Below are 13536 nucleotides of genomic sequence, written 5' to 3'. Positions count from 1 at the left end.
TTCGATGACCTTGAACACAGCGACGTTGTTGCGTTCGAATTCCTGATCCAGACCATGGAGGAAGCCGAACGGGATGGGATTGGCACAGAATCGTTTCGGGCACCAGTCGGGCTCGCGCGCAATCTTGCGGCAAGACTCACCAGGCCATGGCTGGGCGAACTGAAGGCAGGCGGCAAGGAGGGGCGGCGCGGAAAGTACCGCCAGTACCGCCTGTACTTCGGGGAAGCGCCCCACAATGAGCAGTCCCTTGTAGCGTGCCTCCTCGGGTCGAAGGCATCCGATGACCCTCCCAACAAATGGCGGCCAATGCAGGACAAGCACATACGCGTGGCTATGGACCGGCTACTTTCTTGGTGTCGGCGGAACAGCGTTACATGCCGTATGCTGGGGAAACATTGAATCTGTTGCGAGAATTGCAACACCGATGGGAGCATCTGGCCATGGGGATACGGCAGCGACGCACGACGAGGACGCCTAGCCAGGTCCTCGCAGGAGAACTTGCAAAGGAAGAGATCGAGCTCAAGCGCTCGCTCGTTGAAGCCCGCGAAAAGGCTGGACTGAGTCAGTCCCAGTTGGCTGACATGATCGGCGTCCACAGGAGCGTGATCTCACGGTTCGAACGGATCGATTCCAACCCTCGGCTGTCGATGCTCCGCTACTACGCACACGCCTTGGGAGTGCTGATCAGACATCGCGTCGAGCCCTTCACGCAGGCAAGCTTGGAGGCACGGCGTGTCGACGTCAGCTTCGCTGAGCCGCGTGTGGCCTACTGGGCCATGACACACACATCTCTGGTGACGCACACCAGCGCAACGCCGACGAACGCTGCGGCACTATGTGACGCACTCACCTCCAGGACCACGATCGCGACGACAATGGTCAACTCTGCGGGTGCGAAATGCGGGTAACCGCACTACTGGCCGACTCTGCACAGGTCGACCCTGCAGGGAAGGTCCACGCCCTTGGCCTGGGATGGACCAGCGTCCCAACTCCGACGGTCCCCATGGCTGTGATCGTCATCGCCGATCTAACCAATGACGAAGTCCTCGCGACGACACGTCGGACAATACATGTCGACCTGTGCGATCCCACCAGCGAAGTTGTCAAAATACCCAGCAGCGACGGAGGCGGCCGGACCGTTCAGGTGGAAGTGGAAATGGGCATCGACCCGAGCTCCGTCGACCGCCCAGGGATCCAGCGGATGTGCGCGGTGGTGAATCTGGGGCCGGGAATACCGCTCCCGCCTGGCGAATATCGATGGGTTGTGACGATCGACGGAAGCGACACCCAGGCCGAAGCAACATTCTTCGCTATCGACTAGTAGAGCCCGCTTGCAGCGACCAGATCCCGGTAGTATTCGAATGTGAGTTCGAAAGGCTGGCGGCCGGTCTGGCAGATCAGCAACGGCCGAACCAACATCAACCCGGACGCCCTCTACCAGGACGCACGCACCGAGCGGTGGGAAGTCCCCTCGCCCGTCGCCTGCCCAAACGGCCACCAACTCGGTGCCGGTCGCGTACTCGTCGGAGCATGCGCCTGCCGTTGCGGTGGGCATCGCACCTGGTTATGCCGCACGTGTGAGGCCATGGTGATCTGGCCGCCTGAGACCGACGAGTGTGAGCGCGGCGTGTTCGACCGCCGCGCCGAGCGCGCGCAACGGGATGGAACCAGCCTCGGACCTGTCGCGTCACAGTGAGCATGGAACCGATCCGACTCGAACCCATCCCCCGGTACGAACCACCCCTCACAAAGCCCGGCCCGCCGACCGAACAGGCCCTCGCCGTATGGGCCGCCTGGATCAGCGAACTACCCGCAGATCAGTCGCCGGATGCCGACCCGAGCACATGACTACGCAGCAGCTTCGTTCCGGAACGGGCCGTCTCGATCACGTGCACGGCCTCACGCCCGGTCAATCCGAGACGTTTTGCCAGCGCGATCGGTACCGCGTCGGCATCGCCGACAAGGTCGACAAGCAGGCGGTTACGGGCCTGCCGTGCCGCGTGTAGGTCGCTCTGCGCTCGGCGGTATGCCTCCGTGGGGTCGGAGCGTCGGCCACCACCGATGTAGGTGGGTTTCGACCCGTCGAACGCTGCCCGCGCCTTCGCGAGCCGCTTCATGATCAGCGGCTCGCGGGGGTCGACCGGGAAAGTCACACCGCGAGGATATCGCGGTCGGTCAGCTGGACGTCCAGGTCCCGCACCGACCGCGACCCCGTCCATGGCGACAGGTCCCTGCGCCCGTCCCGGATCGCCCCCACCAACCGCGGCGAACGGTTCTGCGCCGTCAGCTCCACCGCCTCGCCGACTGCGGCGGCAGCCTCATCTATCTCGCCGAGCTGAATAAGGCCGCGCTCCAGCTCCAGCAACGAGATGGCGCGGTCGCGCGTGTAACTAGGGTCCATCATTGTGAGCGCGCGCCGCGACGCCGCAACCGCCTCCGCTGCCTCCCCGACCAGAGTCAGGCACCCACCTTTGTAGGACTCCAGCATCCCGGACCCCACGAAGTAGGCGCGTGACGTCGATGGGTGGTTGGGCTCGACACCGTCGATTTCCACTTCAGCAGCGGCCAACGCGTCAAGGCAGGCACGCTTCTGCCCGGCCATCGCAGCGGCTTCCGCCATCCGCATCGCCACATACGCCCGCAACGGCCGGTCCTGGCTGTCTCTGGCCCACGCTTGCGCGGCGACCGCATAGTCCATCGCGACGCGAGGGCGTTCCTGCCAGATCGCCAACTGCGCCAGGTGGGTCAGCATGTAGGCGCCCAGGTCGGAGTCCTCCGCATCGTGGGCCATATCACGAGCCTGCATGTACAGCCGCGCCGCCGCGTCGTATTCGCCGGCGTCCCATGCCAGGCAACCCGCGAACCCCATCCACTCGGCGTGCAGGGCCAGCACAGCGGGCCGGATCGCTGGGGTGCAGTCGCGCAGCATTGCTTCCGTCACCGACGTCTGCGCCACCACCATGCCTTGGGCAGCAGGCGAGCCGAGCATGTCGTCCAGTTGCATCGCCGAGTGCAGCGTGGACCGGATCACCTGCACCGCAGCGGCATCGGGGCGGCCCGGCCCGCCTGGGAACAGCTCGCCTGGTTGGAGGCCGAGAGCGACGAGACCGGCGGCTACCGGTGCGGCTTTCAGCAGTTGTCGCCTATCCACGTCGCTGCCTCCACGCAGCTCGTGGAACCGGGCAACCACCTCGGGTGGCGCCTGCGCCAGCGTGGTGTCCAGGTCGGCGGCAGCTTTCCGGCCGATCTTGTCCCCGGCCTCCCACCGCTTCACCGTGCGGACCACGACGCCGATCCGATCCGCCAGATCCTGCTGGCTCCACCGGTATGCGTCGCGGAGTGCGACGCAGTCCTGCTTCGTCCATGCCGCCACCGTAGCCATCTGCGCCCCTGCTCGGTCAGTGGAACGTCCCCCCAATGTCCCCTTCGTGTCACCTGATGTCACCGGCGGCGCGGGAAAGGTTCCAGATAGGCCCCGACGCCGGGTGACCAGGCCATACACCCTCATCATGGCACACAACCCCCGGCGTCGGGCGCTCTCAAACCGACACTGACAGAGGGGATTCGATGGCGCTCTCCGAGCCCGACGCGAAGATCTTGGCTGCGCTCGCCCGACTGGATGACGGGCGAGCGTTGAGCGTGGCGGAGCTGGTCACAGCGACCGGCCTGGCTGAGTCCACCGTCCGCACGGGCCTGACACGACACCACTACTGCGGCGCGGTCCGCCAGAACCAGCGCCCACACAACACCTGCCCGAAGGAATGGCGGGCCACCGTGGTCGGCCGGGCGATCATGCGAAATCCCATGTACCGCGACCTGATGGGGGTGCGCGCATGACTAGGCCAGTAGCGGTCGGGTTCCTGCGCACCGACCTATCCGGACCCCGGCAGGCATGGGACGAAACGACCATGCGGTCCATGGCCAAACGCCACGGCTACGACCTGGCCAAAACGCTTGCCCTCCCGGAGGCAGCCGACACCATCACCCCGCTGAGCACCGCGATCCAACGCACCAAAGCGGTCGCGTTGTTCGTGCCGTCCCTCGAGCATCTCGGCGGGACGATCCCGCGCCCGCTCACTCGGGTGGAAGTCATCGACGTCGACACCGGCCGCACCCACGCCCCGTACCCGACATTCAGCCCTGCCGAGTAGGAGACATGACCCAACCCGCACCCCAGACCGGTGTACGTGTCCCGGTCGGCGTGGACACCACCCGCGCCAGCATCGCCCGCGTCTACGACGTCAGCCTGGGCGGCAAAGACAACTACGACGTCGACCGCGCCGCCTTCGAGCAAATCCTGAAGGCCGCACCCCGCCAGCGGGACGTGTCGAAGATGAACCGCAGGTGGTTGCACCGTGTCACCCGTTACCTCGCCGGCACGGTGGGTATCGACCAGTTCCTTGATATCGGTGCCGGTTTGCCGACCGTGGGAAACACCCACGAGATCGCGCAGAGCCAGAATCCGGACGCCACGGTCGTCTATGTGGACAACGACCCGGTGTGCAACGCGCACGGGCGGGTGCTGCTCGAGACGAACGATTACGTGCGGTTCGTTGCTGGCGACCTCACCCAGCCAGCGAAGCTGCTGGCCGATCCAGATATCGCGGCGCGCATTGATTTCGACCGACCGGTGGCGCTGATCCTGTGCGGCATCCTGCACCACGTAGACGACGAACTCCTGCCCGCCGCGATCGTGCGCCGCTACATCGACGCCCTCGCGCCCGGCTCATACGTCGCCATCACCCACTTCTGGAACCCGGCGGACGGCTCCGAACTCGCCGACCTCGCCGAACACGTGCAATACCAGTTCACCGAGATGGGTTTGGGGTCGGGCTGGTACCGCACGCGAGAGGAGATCGCGGCCTACTTCGGTGATCTCGAGATGGTCGAGCCGGGCCTGGTCGAACTGGAGCAGTGGTGGCCGACGGGTCCGCCGGTACGTGAGCCGTACCCCGAGGAGCGCCTGATGCTCGGCGGGCTGGTCCGCAAGCCGATGCCGACAGCTGCACCGAGTAGCGAGGGGAGGTGAGCGATGTGGTGGACGTAGTCGAGCCGGGCCCTGATGGGGCGGCATCCGATGAACCACAGATCCAGCGCGACCAGCCATAGACCAGCGGGCGCACCCTCCGGGGTGCGCCATCTCGTTCCGGAGAGGAACAACCTATGCTCCGCCGCTCTATTACTGCCGCCGTCACTGCGTTCGCTGCGCTCGCTCTCGGCGCGCCGTCCACCGCGCAACCCATCGAGCCCGTCAACGCCGTGAAGTCCTGCAACTTGGGATTCATGCCGATGAAACCCACCGTCACCGGGCCATCTATCCTCGGCAACGCGTGGGCGCAATGCGACGTCCCACCGGAGTCGCACACCCTGTCCCTCGCTCTGGATCGGCGGGAAGGCGGGACATGGCGGTCGTACCGGATGGAGCCGTTCTCGCAGATCCCGAACCCCCGGCTTGTGTATGAAATCAAGACCGGTTGCCAGCCCGGAATGTGGCGTGTCTCAGCGACTGTCACCGGTAGCCTGGGCGGGGTACCGTTCGAGTTCTCCGACTCCTCGATGGAGCGGTTCGTGACCGACGCCGACTGTGCAAGGGGACGCTGATGGCTTGGACGACCGGGCGCTACGCCGACAACCCCAGTGGGGGCGCTCATCGCTGGTTCTGGTTCCGCCACCAGACTCGCCTGCTCATCGCCGGGCTGCGCAATGATCCCCGCGATACCGGTGGTGGGTGGACGCTGCGTCGCGAGTGGGGCGCCTGGGCTATCCGCCCGGTATCGGGGTGGCGGCGGTTCGGGTGGGTAACTCCACCGACCGCTGTGACCAGGCGGCCACAGGATCGCAACGCGGCGGCCGATTGGATGCTGGACGTGATCACCGCGCAATCCTGACTGCAGGCTGAAACGACGACAGCGCCCCCGCCGATCCTTGATAGGACCAGCGGGGGCGCTGATGTTCCCGCACTACGGCAGGGATCAGGTCAGATGCTGTGGTCAGTCCATGAATAACTGACGACTTCCTCCGGGCCGATGTGGCCGGCGCTCACGAGCTGACCGGTGATGCTCTCGGCGAGCCGGTTACGCAGTGACGACCCGGTGGAGTCCATTGCGGCCAGCTGGGTTTCGCCTGCCCAACTGATTGCGTTCCCATCGATGTCGCGGATCGGTTCGCCGGCATCGGTAAAGGCGAACCCGAACGCCCACGCCCACGGCTCGACAGGCCCGCTCATGCCCGGCCCTGCGTATCCCTGCACACAGATCGGTCCGACGATCACAGTCGCCATGATGTCCCCTCGTTCATCCGCGCGTGCTCCAGTTGTCGATCGCCCATCCCCAACTCGATTGGGCGAGCTGGTTTTTCTGTTCGACGCACACAACGCCCGAGTATCGAGTGCCGGAGCCGATCGCGATCACGCCGCCGGTGTCGGTCCACTGCACGACCTGCACGCCTGCCCGGTAACCGGTGTAGACGTTGCCGACACACCTGAGCTTGAACACTGTCCCCGCCGCAATCGCGGGTAGCCCAGTTGCCGACGCCTGATCGACGGTGTTACTTCCGACACGGGTCATGATGTGCACCGAGTTGTTCGTGACGATCAGGTCGACGCGGTCGCCGGTGCTGTTGGCTCGGACGAACCCCCCGCCACCGATGCCAAGCGCCGCAGTTCCCGTCGGGTTCGCGACGGCGAACTCGACCTCTTGGGTATCGCCACGCAGGGGCGAGACGTAGCGCGCGGTGTAGACACGCCCCTGACTCGTTGGAGCTGTCGTGCCGCCCTGCGCCTTGTTTCCGTTGATCACCGGCTGCGACCAGGTTCCCATCACGGCCCAGTTCGCGCCGAGCCCGCCGTTTGCGCGGTCGAAATTGTCGCCGTACTCGACCGCGAGCAGCACCTCACCCATAGGCGCGGAGCCAGCAGAGCGCGCCGGACCGAGTGACAACGTGGCGCCAGCGCTCACGGCCGGGACGGGAGCCGCGCCCGCCGACCTGGCAGAGTCGAGCGAAACCGTTGCCGCGGCCGATACCTCGACCGGAGGCGCGGTGGTCGAGGCGCCGGCGGCCCCGAGACCGACGACAGTCTCGCCGACCGAGATCACGAGTGCAATCGACTCGCTCGCCGCAGGAAGGAGCGCGACGCCGGCGCCGGCACCGGCTACCAGCACCGGCGCTTCGGATTCGGCGGCTGCCGGAGGGATATCGAGGCGCGCCCCGTATCGCACATCGGGTGCCGGTGCGCTACCGGCGGCCCCGGCTGCGGACAGTGCGACCCGCGCACCACGGCCGACGGTCGCTGCCGGCGAACTACCGACCGCGCGCGCTGCCCGTAGATTAACTACGGTTGCACCGGTGTCGTCATAGACGAGCTCGTCGCCGAGGTATCCGCGCAGCACTCGGTCGTCCTCGACGTACATCGCGGCGAGCTCAGCGCCGCACGTGTAGGCCGACATGTATCAGGCCGGGTTCGCCGTCACCCGCACCAGACCGAGCGCATTGATATTCAGCTCGAACGGCGCGTTGTCGGATGCCTTGTCCTCTTCGAAATCCCAGAACGCGACGAGCGGATTAGTCGCCGCCGCGCCCGACTGAGTATCGACGAGCACGGCGAACCGCGAAGTAATCGTCGACGGATCCCAGACCGGGTTCGCGGCGTCGAGCCACGTCGTATCGGTTGCCGAGTCGTAGGCCAGCGAGACGCCCGTGAGGATCTTCCCGCCCGCGGTGTATCCGCCGCCGGTGGCCAGCTCGTTGGTGAGACTGGACTGGTAGCGGTGAGTATCGAGATTCGGCACGTAGCCCGACGACAGCAGCAGCACACGGAGCTGATCGGTGGCGAGGTTGACCTGGCCGGACAGCGCGCTCAGGTGGAATTGGGGGTAGACGCGAGAAATCATTAGTTACTCCGATCAGTCGGCTATGACGAGGTACAGGGTGTCGGGGTCATGCGAGTTCGCCGCGAACCACGATTGGGTGACTCGTTGGGCGCGCGCGATCCCGCCGCCGTTCTTTACTGCGGCTGCTTCCTCTGCAGGCGGGACGGGGAGACCGGCCTCGATGAGGGGCCACAACCGGATCGGGGTCGGTGAGTCCGGGATGGTGATGCTGTACCCACGGGCGCCGATGCGGACTGTCGCCGGGCCAGGGTCGAGGTCCGGGGTGGTGAGCACGCCGTTGACGGCCGTGACGACCGTCGGATGGGTGGTGATGAGGCCGGTGCCGTCGTCGCTTTCCCGGATTACCGGCGACACGAACATGAACGAGGTGCCGTTGTCGGCGCCGGCGATGTTGCTGATCGGCTCGCTGATCACTGTCACGGTGGCCTCCTAGAACGGGCTCAGGATTTTGACGTCGTTCCACGCGGCCGAGTCAGCGAATCCGCTTCGCTCTACCCGGAGTCCTGCGTAGGAGTTGGCGCCGGGCACGAGCCCGTTCATGTGCGCCATCAGCACGATCTCGCCGTTGACGGTGACCCAGGCGCCTTCGCCGTTGGTCGCGAGCGAAACCTTCGATCCGGCGGCGACGTTCATACCGACCGAGGTGTAGTCGGCGAACGTGGGGTTCTGGAGGCTGCCGGTGAAGCGGGCGAGATAGATGCCGCCCGAGTAGAAGTTCGCGGAGATGCCCTCCGTGCCGCCCGCGTTGGTTCGCAGCACCAGCGAGGAGTCTCGGTCGGCGTGCGGCGCGCCGATCGTCGCTTCGATCTTCTGCGCCCCGTGGGTGATTCCGGTGTCGCGGATCAGGCCGACACTGTTGTCGTTACCGGAGATGTGCGCCCAGTACCCGGAGACGAGCGCAGCGTCGGCGCCGTGCTGGGTCCACCCGTTGCCGACTGGGCCATCCGGGCGGTTGAAGTCGTCGGCGAATACGGTGTTGTTCCATCGGACGCCGTATCCGAGATCGGTGGGACGGTCGAAGAGCCGGACCAGGCGGATATGTGCGTTCGCGAGGGTTCCGTTGAAGATGTTCAGTCCGCGCCGGCCGGGACCGCTTCGATGCGATGCCTGGGGCTGCGCCTGGAGCGTGAACACGTCGTTGACGTAGACACGGACGAGCATGTCGTTGTCGATGTAGATGCGGACCTTGATGTCGTTGGCGATGAACGGTGGCACAGAGGCGGTGACCAGCCTGCGCCCTTCGGTGACGTACGAGTCGAATTCGAGGATTCCGATGTCGTCGCCGCCGACTTCGTTGATTCGGTGGCGAAGTCGGATACACAGGATTTGCGCGTAGTTGACGCCGATCTTTGCCCAGTTCTCGACCACGAATATGTTGAAGTATTGCGCGGCCGCTCCGTCGATAGGGAGCCTGAGATCAAATTCAGCCCCGAAGTTCTTTGTGAACGGCTGAAATTCATACGACTCGCCGCCACCTGCAACGGAGTTGTAGTTCGAGGGAAGGATCAATTCCTGGTTCGAGTTGATGTACCCGAGCGGCCCATCTCCCCAGTGTTTCCAGGGCTGCTGGACCGGGTTCTCTGGTGGTCGGCTGAAGTCGTCGTACCAACCGGCCCACGCCCAGGGCAGGTGCCTGCGCAGCAGGAAACTCATTCCGGCTCCATCGGTCCCGAGATCGTTCCTCCCGAGACGATCAGGTGCTTCCGCAGGCTGAGCAGGACACCCAGGTTGCCTCGCAACCCGACCGGATCGTCGGCGGCGACCAGTGCGCGGAAGTCGTCGGGACTGGTCCTGAGCCTGGCGATGGCAGCATCGATGACCGGCACGGCAGCCTGGGCGGGAGTGAGGTCGAACAGCATTGCCGCTTCATCCCAGGAGGAGACGTCAAACAGGGCCGCCCATAATTCCTCCCGATTCGGGAGAATGAGAAAATCCCGAACCATCGTGCCGGAGTCGGAAATGCATTCGAATACCTTCGTCATCAGGGTCCTTCGGGTATGAAGACTCCGGCTACGCAGATTTGCAACACCGTCGGCGGAGTCGACCCGACGATTGCTGTCACGTTGGGGAAGAAGCGTTCGAGGTCGAACACCGGAACCGACAGGCCGGAGAAACTGCGGCGGTTCGTGTTCGGTCCGAGGGTGCCCTCGTGCGAGACCGTGTAGGTCACGCCGTCGGCGTTCCATTTCCGGGTCTGGATTGTCATTCCGTTGGGCTGCGTGAGCAGCGCGAAATGAATATCGGTCAGGATGGCGTCGAGCCCGTCGCGGACGTTGAGCATTGGGCCGACCAGCAGCTCGTTGACCCCGAGCAGCACTTCCGCCGACGCGCACACGAATTCCAGTGACCATTCCTGGCTGTTCTCGTACGCTGCGTCGGCCACGTTCTCGGCGTTAGCAGCGGCATTGGCTGCGGCCTGCGCCGTCGTGACCGCTACGTCGGCCGCGCCTTGCGCGGATACCGCGATGGTGTAGGCGTTCTCGGTCGGCTGACGCAGCTGCGTGCCCACCGCGCCCTGCACCTCGCCGAACTTCACCTTCGCCCCGCCGGTGGAGATCGCGCGGATCGTCGCCTCGTCGAGCGTCGAACCGAATTGCTTGCCGTCGCCGACGACGAACGCATCGGCGGGCGGAGTCGGCAGATGAGGCGTAGTCACCGCTCGTCCTCTCCGCGATCGCGCTGCACCCACGACAGCCGCAGCACCAGATGCAGCACGGCCAACGCGACGCCGAGCAGCAACAGAGGACGGATGAATTCGCGGCCGGGGTATCCCGCGTCGGTGAGCGCGTTGACGGTGCCGTGCGCGCCGATCGCGGCCAGGCACAGCATCAGCCGCATGATGATCCGGCCGGCCGAGGTGGCGCGCCAGTTCGACCGCCACGCGTAGAGGCCGACGAAGATCCCGGACTCGATGCTGATGGCGGCGAGGATGACGACCCCGACGAGGCGGTGGTCGGGAACCAGCAGCACAGAAGGCACCGCGATGACCGCCGCGGTGATCATGAGGCGCCGGATCCACACGGGGTTCACGGTGCTGCCCTCCTCCGTAGCCACGCCAGTTCGATGCTCTCCCCGAAGTGGTTACGTTCGATGGCGGTGTTCAGCTGTCCCGAGAGTCGCTGCACGGCGGGCCACTGGGCTTCGACGCGGCGCCGCTCGGCCTTGGCGCGTTCGGCGGACGCGCGCGCCTCGCGCGTCGCGTCCGACTCCCTACTCTTGGACCGTCGACGCCACATCGCCGCTCCCCGACTGGGCTGCGTGCCCGTTGATCGATTGCAGCAGCGCCACCGACAGCCGCCCGGATGCAGTGAGTTCGGCGTTCTGGGCGACCAGGGACGAGATGGTGGCGCGCTGCTCGGTGGACTCGGTTTCCATGTAGGCGATCCGCGCGGCCGGGTCGGCGAGTAGCCGATCCACCGTGGCGCGCGGAACGAGTCGGCCCGTGGCGACGAGGAACGTCAGGAACGCGAACATGCCTGCCGCGCCGATGATGTCCCACGGGACCGCTTCCAGAGCGATGTCCACTACGGCATGCCCCTTTCCTTCGGCTCGGCGGCCAGCCACGGCAGCCAGACCGCGAGTGCGCCGTTCACCGCTGGCAGGGACATGAGCCTGGTGATTGCCGCGGCGACGCCGAGCGCGACGCCGACTCCTGCCGCGCTTTCCGGCAGCCCCGAGGCGGCCACGATCATCGGTAGTGCGGCGGCGATACCGATGACGAGTTGGAAAACGGTGCGGATGGTGGTGCGCCAGGGGTATCGCACCTGGGTGGCGTCCTCCGGCAGGCTGTGGCGGCTCATCACTGCTCCTTGATCGCCGTAGCGATCAGCGCGTTGAGCTCGTCGAGGGTGCGCTGCAACGCGTCCAGCTTGGCCGGTATGTCGATGCTGGCCTCGTGCACGCGGCCGTCGATGTTGAGGGCGATGCCGGCGAGGGTGTCGACGGGCTTGTCGTCCTTGCGGTGCGCGGACCGCGAGGGGTACCGCTGGGTCAGCTCCCGATGAACCTCGGCGAGCTGCTTGGCCTGTTCGGGGGTCATATCGATCTCCTCGTCGGTTCGTTGTGCCATGTCCAGCAGGACGTCCCAGGGGAACCCCGGGCCGGGGTCGGTGTGGTCGGTGGCGTGCCAGGCGTCGACGGTGTCGTTGTGGCCGCCGACGCCGCGCTGTCCGGCGCGCATCTGGGCACCGGACAGTTTCACGAGGGGGATGCCGTAGCGGTCGCTCCAGTCGCGGATGACGCGGGCACCGGCCGCGAGCTGCGCGGGTCGGGACAGCCAATCGGCGCGAGACTGGCGCGCGTAGCCGGTGAAGCACAAGTGCAGGCCGCGCTCGTTGGCGGGCGAGCCCGCGGCCCACGGCACGTAGTTGTCGTCGTTGCTGCGTCCGATCCGGCCGTTGCCGTCGACGACGATGGTGTAGGAGGCCTGCGCACTCGGCCGGGCCAGATATCCGAGCAGCCCGTCCGCTGTTCCGGTGGCCGGACCTTCGTTGGTGTGGACGACGATCAGCGAGCACGACCGCGGATCTCGCGGGCCGGAGTCGTTGGGCGAAAGGATCGTGACGTCTGCCTGTAGCTGGGCCATCGGCTTGCCTCCTGGCGTCGGGGTTTCGGGGTCGAGTGCACCGGCCAGCCACACCAGCGGGTCGAGGCGATCCGGGCCGGGCGGCACCCACACCGAGCGATGCACCTCAAGGTGCAGGTGCGGTGCGACACCGCCGTTCGTTCTGCTATCCGGGTTGATTCGCGCGATCCGCTGCCCGGCCGCCACGTTCTGACCGACCGGCACCTCGGGGATGATGTGGCCGTAGACAGTGGTGCCGCTGCCCGCCTCGGTCGGGTGGTCGACAACAACCCACTGCCCGAACCCGGACGCGGGACCGGCCATGACGACGCGGCCAGCTTGCGCGGCGTAGACCGGCATTCCGCCCGAACCGCCATCGCGCCCGAAGTCGACGCCCCAGTGCATGCCGCCCCACCTCGGACCGAATCCGCTGGTGACCATTCGTCCCGCGCCGAGGGGCCAGAACCTCATGACTGGCTCCGGTCGTCGCTCCAGCGCTTGAGGATTCCCTTGCGGGCTTGCCCCTTTCGCTCCGCGTACAGGACACGACGGCGCTCGACCTCGTCCTCGATCGATTCGCTGAGACCTCGCAGATAGGCATTGGTTTCGGTGACCGAGTGCGCGCCGGGGTCGAACCGCGGTGGGTCGTCGATCGCGTCGACGACCTTCGCGACCGGCTGCGGCGGTTCGGGCTCATTGATCCGGTAGCCCATGTACCGCAGCCGCTCGATCTGCGCCTGGCGCTCCCGTTTGGTCATCGTCACGGGGTCCTGGATCACCACCTGCTCCGGGTCCTCCTCATCGATGGGTACCCAGGTGCCCATCCCGTTGAGCGGGTGCTGCTCCCCGCGATACGGCGCCCGCAGCTTCTTCGCCGCCAGCGCCGGATCGATGGGCGGGCAACCGGCCTCGGTCAGGTGTTTGGAGATGGCGCGGGCGATTGCCTCCGGCCACACGATCCGCTGCCGGCTGTTCGAGTCCCCGCCCCATCCGATCGGAATGTATTGCAGGACTGGCAGGAACCGTTCCTCCGGGTTGTCGGGGTCGATATCTTCCAGCCGCCAGATCTTCCCCACTCGTTCC

Annotated in this window: 21 protein-coding genes; 6 read left to right on the top strand and 15 right to left on the bottom strand. The window is 66.2% G+C overall.

Going from position 1 to position 13536, the window contains the following annotated elements:
* Positions 1 to 296 precede the first annotated feature (296 nt).
* A complete protein-coding gene (locus GV792_RS13225) occupies positions 297 to 908 on the top strand; it encodes a helix-turn-helix domain-containing protein (RefSeq protein WP_163824397.1) in 612 nt (203 codons plus the stop codon).
* Entirely contained in the window at positions 899 to 1321 is a 423-nt protein-coding gene (locus GV792_RS13220; RefSeq protein ID WP_375154288.1) for a DUF6941 family protein, read from the top strand. Before GV792_RS13225 ends, GV792_RS13220 begins: the two co-directional genes overlap by 10 nt.
* 496 nt (positions 1322 to 1817) lie before the next feature.
* Here GV792_RS13220 and GV792_RS13215 read toward each other — a convergent pair whose 3' ends face one another.
* Together GV792_RS13215 and GV792_RS13210 are read right to left on the bottom strand one after the other, a co-directional pair.
* Positions 1818 to 2153, bottom strand: coding sequence for a hypothetical protein (locus GV792_RS13215; RefSeq protein ID WP_163824395.1), 336 nt, complete (start codon positions 2151 to 2153; stop codon positions 1818 to 1820).
* The gene (locus GV792_RS13210; RefSeq protein WP_163824394.1) at positions 2150 to 3382 is read right to left on the bottom strand and encodes a helix-turn-helix domain-containing protein; all 1233 of its coding nucleotides are present in this window, start codon (positions 3380 to 3382) and stop codon (positions 2150 to 2152) included. The genes GV792_RS13215 and GV792_RS13210 overlap by 4 nt, the downstream gene beginning before the upstream one ends.
* 185 nt (positions 3383 to 3567) lie before the next feature.
* Between GV792_RS13210 and GV792_RS13205 the strand changes: the two genes are divergently transcribed.
* The 4 genes from GV792_RS13205 (at position 3568) to GV792_RS13190 (ending at position 5888) form a co-directional block, all read left to right on the top strand.
* The gene (locus GV792_RS13205; protein WP_163824393.1) at positions 3568 to 3837 is read left to right on the top strand and encodes a helix-turn-helix domain-containing protein; all 270 of its coding nucleotides are present in this window, start codon (positions 3568 to 3570) and stop codon (positions 3835 to 3837) included.
* Complete coding sequence (locus GV792_RS13200) at positions 3834 to 4151, top strand: hypothetical protein (RefSeq protein ID WP_163824392.1); 318 nt, start codon at positions 3834 to 3836, stop codon at positions 4149 to 4151. The genes GV792_RS13205 and GV792_RS13200 overlap by 4 nt, the downstream gene beginning before the upstream one ends.
* A 5-nt stretch (positions 4152 to 4156) precedes the next feature.
* Complete coding sequence (locus GV792_RS13195; protein ID WP_163824391.1) at positions 4157 to 5029, top strand: SAM-dependent methyltransferase; 873 nt, start codon at positions 4157 to 4159, stop codon at positions 5027 to 5029.
* A 571-nt stretch (positions 5030 to 5600) separates the two neighbouring features.
* Positions 5601 to 5888 (top strand): hypothetical protein, encoded by a 288-nt coding sequence (locus tag GV792_RS13190; RefSeq protein WP_163824390.1) that lies wholly within the window; start codon positions 5601 to 5603, stop codon positions 5886 to 5888.
* A gap of 89 nt (positions 5889 to 5977) precedes the next feature.
* Here GV792_RS13190 and GV792_RS13185 read toward each other — a convergent pair whose 3' ends face one another.
* The 13 genes from GV792_RS13185 to GV792_RS13130 all read right to left on the bottom strand — a co-directional run bounded on the left by GV792_RS13185 (position 5978) and on the right by GV792_RS13130 (position 13529).
* A complete protein-coding gene (locus GV792_RS13185) occupies positions 5978 to 6280 on the bottom strand; it encodes a hypothetical protein (protein WP_163824389.1) in 303 nt (100 codons plus the stop codon).
* Between the two features lie 13 nt (positions 6281 to 6293).
* Positions 6294 to 6890 (bottom strand): DUF7257 domain-containing protein, encoded by a 597-nt coding sequence (locus GV792_RS13180; RefSeq protein ID WP_163824388.1) that lies wholly within the window; start codon positions 6888 to 6890, stop codon positions 6294 to 6296.
* A gap of 558 nt (positions 6891 to 7448) precedes the next feature.
* Complete coding sequence (locus tag GV792_RS13175) at positions 7449 to 7889, bottom strand: hypothetical protein (protein ID WP_163824387.1); 441 nt, start codon at positions 7887 to 7889, stop codon at positions 7449 to 7451.
* Between the two features lie 12 nt (positions 7890 to 7901).
* On the bottom strand, positions 7902 to 8309 hold the full coding sequence (locus GV792_RS13170) for a hypothetical protein (RefSeq protein ID WP_163824386.1): 408 nt from the start codon (positions 8307 to 8309) through the stop codon (positions 7902 to 7904).
* Positions 8310 to 8318: 9 nt separating this feature from the next.
* Positions 8319 to 9542, bottom strand: coding sequence for a hypothetical protein (locus GV792_RS13165; protein WP_163824385.1), 1224 nt, complete (start codon positions 9540 to 9542; stop codon positions 8319 to 8321).
* Positions 9539 to 9871 carry a hypothetical protein gene (locus tag GV792_RS13160; RefSeq protein WP_163824384.1) on the bottom strand — a complete coding sequence of 111 codons (333 nt, stop codon included), beginning with the start codon at positions 9869 to 9871 and terminating at the stop codon, positions 9539 to 9541. The genes GV792_RS13165 and GV792_RS13160 overlap by 4 nt, the downstream gene beginning before the upstream one ends.
* A complete protein-coding gene (locus GV792_RS13155; protein ID WP_163824383.1) occupies positions 9871 to 10545 on the bottom strand; it encodes a hypothetical protein in 675 nt (224 codons plus the stop codon). The genes GV792_RS13160 and GV792_RS13155 overlap by 1 nt, the downstream gene beginning before the upstream one ends.
* On the bottom strand, positions 10542 to 10919 hold the full coding sequence (locus GV792_RS13150) for a putative phage holin (protein WP_163824382.1): 378 nt from the start codon (positions 10917 to 10919) through the stop codon (positions 10542 to 10544). Before GV792_RS13150 ends, GV792_RS13155 begins: the two co-directional genes overlap by 4 nt.
* Positions 10916 to 11125, bottom strand: coding sequence for a DUF7620 family protein (locus GV792_RS30445; RefSeq protein ID WP_163837998.1), 210 nt, complete (start codon positions 11123 to 11125; stop codon positions 10916 to 10918). Before GV792_RS30445 ends, GV792_RS13150 begins: the two co-directional genes overlap by 4 nt.
* Positions 11100 to 11414: a hypothetical protein gene (locus tag GV792_RS13145; protein ID WP_163824381.1), complete on the bottom strand. Its 315-nt coding sequence runs from the start codon at positions 11412 to 11414 to the stop codon at positions 11100 to 11102. The genes GV792_RS30445 and GV792_RS13145 overlap by 26 nt, the downstream gene beginning before the upstream one ends.
* Positions 11414 to 11689, bottom strand: coding sequence for a hypothetical protein (locus GV792_RS13140; RefSeq protein WP_163824380.1), 276 nt, complete (start codon positions 11687 to 11689; stop codon positions 11414 to 11416). The genes GV792_RS13145 and GV792_RS13140 overlap by 1 nt, the downstream gene beginning before the upstream one ends.
* Positions 11689 to 12924 (bottom strand): peptidoglycan DD-metalloendopeptidase family protein, encoded by a 1236-nt coding sequence (locus GV792_RS13135; protein WP_256670533.1) that lies wholly within the window; start codon positions 12922 to 12924, stop codon positions 11689 to 11691. Before GV792_RS13135 ends, GV792_RS13140 begins: the two co-directional genes overlap by 1 nt.
* Complete coding sequence (locus tag GV792_RS13130; RefSeq protein WP_163824379.1) at positions 12921 to 13529, bottom strand: phage gene 29 protein family protein; 609 nt, start codon at positions 13527 to 13529, stop codon at positions 12921 to 12923. The genes GV792_RS13135 and GV792_RS13130 overlap by 4 nt, the downstream gene beginning before the upstream one ends.
* Positions 13530 to 13536 lie beyond the last annotated feature (7 nt).

The sequence above is a fragment of the Nocardia cyriacigeorgica genome (genome assembly GCF_010868145.1).
GTDB lineage: Bacteria > Actinomycetota > Actinomycetes > Mycobacteriales > Mycobacteriaceae > Nocardia > Nocardia cyriacigeorgica_D.
The sequence above is the reverse complement of the archived record's forward strand: the minus strand, read 5'-3'. Positions and strand labels throughout refer to the sequence as shown.

Excerpts from the sequence above, each read along its gene's own strand:
- GV792_RS13205 (WP_163824393.1), top strand. The coding sequence starts at position 3,568 with ATGGCGCTCTCCGAGCCCGACGCGAAGATCTTGGCTGCGCTCGCCCGA.
- GV792_RS13175 (WP_163824387.1), bottom strand. The coding sequence starts at position 7,889 with ATGATTTCTCGCGTCTACCCCCAATTCCACCTGAGCGCGCTGTCCGGC.
- GV792_RS13225 (WP_163824397.1), top strand. The coding sequence starts at position 297 with ATGGCGGCCAATGCAGGACAAGCACATACGCGTGGCTATGGACCGGCT.
- GV792_RS30445 (WP_163837998.1), bottom strand. The coding sequence starts at position 11,125 with ATGTGGCGTCGACGGTCCAAGAGTAGGGAGTCGGACGCGACGCGCGAG.
- GV792_RS13210 (WP_163824394.1), bottom strand. The coding sequence starts at position 3,382 with ATGGCTACGGTGGCGGCATGGACGAAGCAGGACTGCGTCGCACTCCGC.
- GV792_RS13140 (WP_163824380.1), bottom strand. The coding sequence starts at position 11,689 with ATGAGCCGCCACAGCCTGCCGGAGGACGCCACCCAGGTGCGATACCCC.
- GV792_RS13160 (WP_163824384.1), bottom strand. The coding sequence starts at position 9,871 with ATGACGAAGGTATTCGAATGCATTTCCGACTCCGGCACGATGGTTCGG.
- GV792_RS13185 (WP_163824389.1), bottom strand. The coding sequence starts at position 6,280 with ATGGCGACTGTGATCGTCGGACCGATCTGTGTGCAGGGATACGCAGGG.
- GV792_RS13220 (WP_375154288.1), top strand. The coding sequence starts at position 899 with ATGCGGGTAACCGCACTACTGGCCGACTCTGCACAGGTCGACCCTGCA.
- GV792_RS13195 (WP_163824391.1), top strand. The coding sequence starts at position 4,157 with ATGACCCAACCCGCACCCCAGACCGGTGTACGTGTCCCGGTCGGCGTG.
- GV792_RS13190 (WP_163824390.1), top strand. The coding sequence starts at position 5,601 with ATGGCTTGGACGACCGGGCGCTACGCCGACAACCCCAGTGGGGGCGCT.
- GV792_RS13165 (WP_163824385.1), bottom strand. The coding sequence starts at position 9,542 with ATGAGTTTCCTGCTGCGCAGGCACCTGCCCTGGGCGTGGGCCGGTTGG.
- GV792_RS13200 (WP_163824392.1), top strand. The coding sequence starts at position 3,834 with ATGACTAGGCCAGTAGCGGTCGGGTTCCTGCGCACCGACCTATCCGGA.
- GV792_RS13135 (WP_256670533.1), bottom strand. The coding sequence starts at position 12,924 with ATGAGGTTCTGGCCCCTCGGCGCGGGACGAATGGTCACCAGCGGATTC.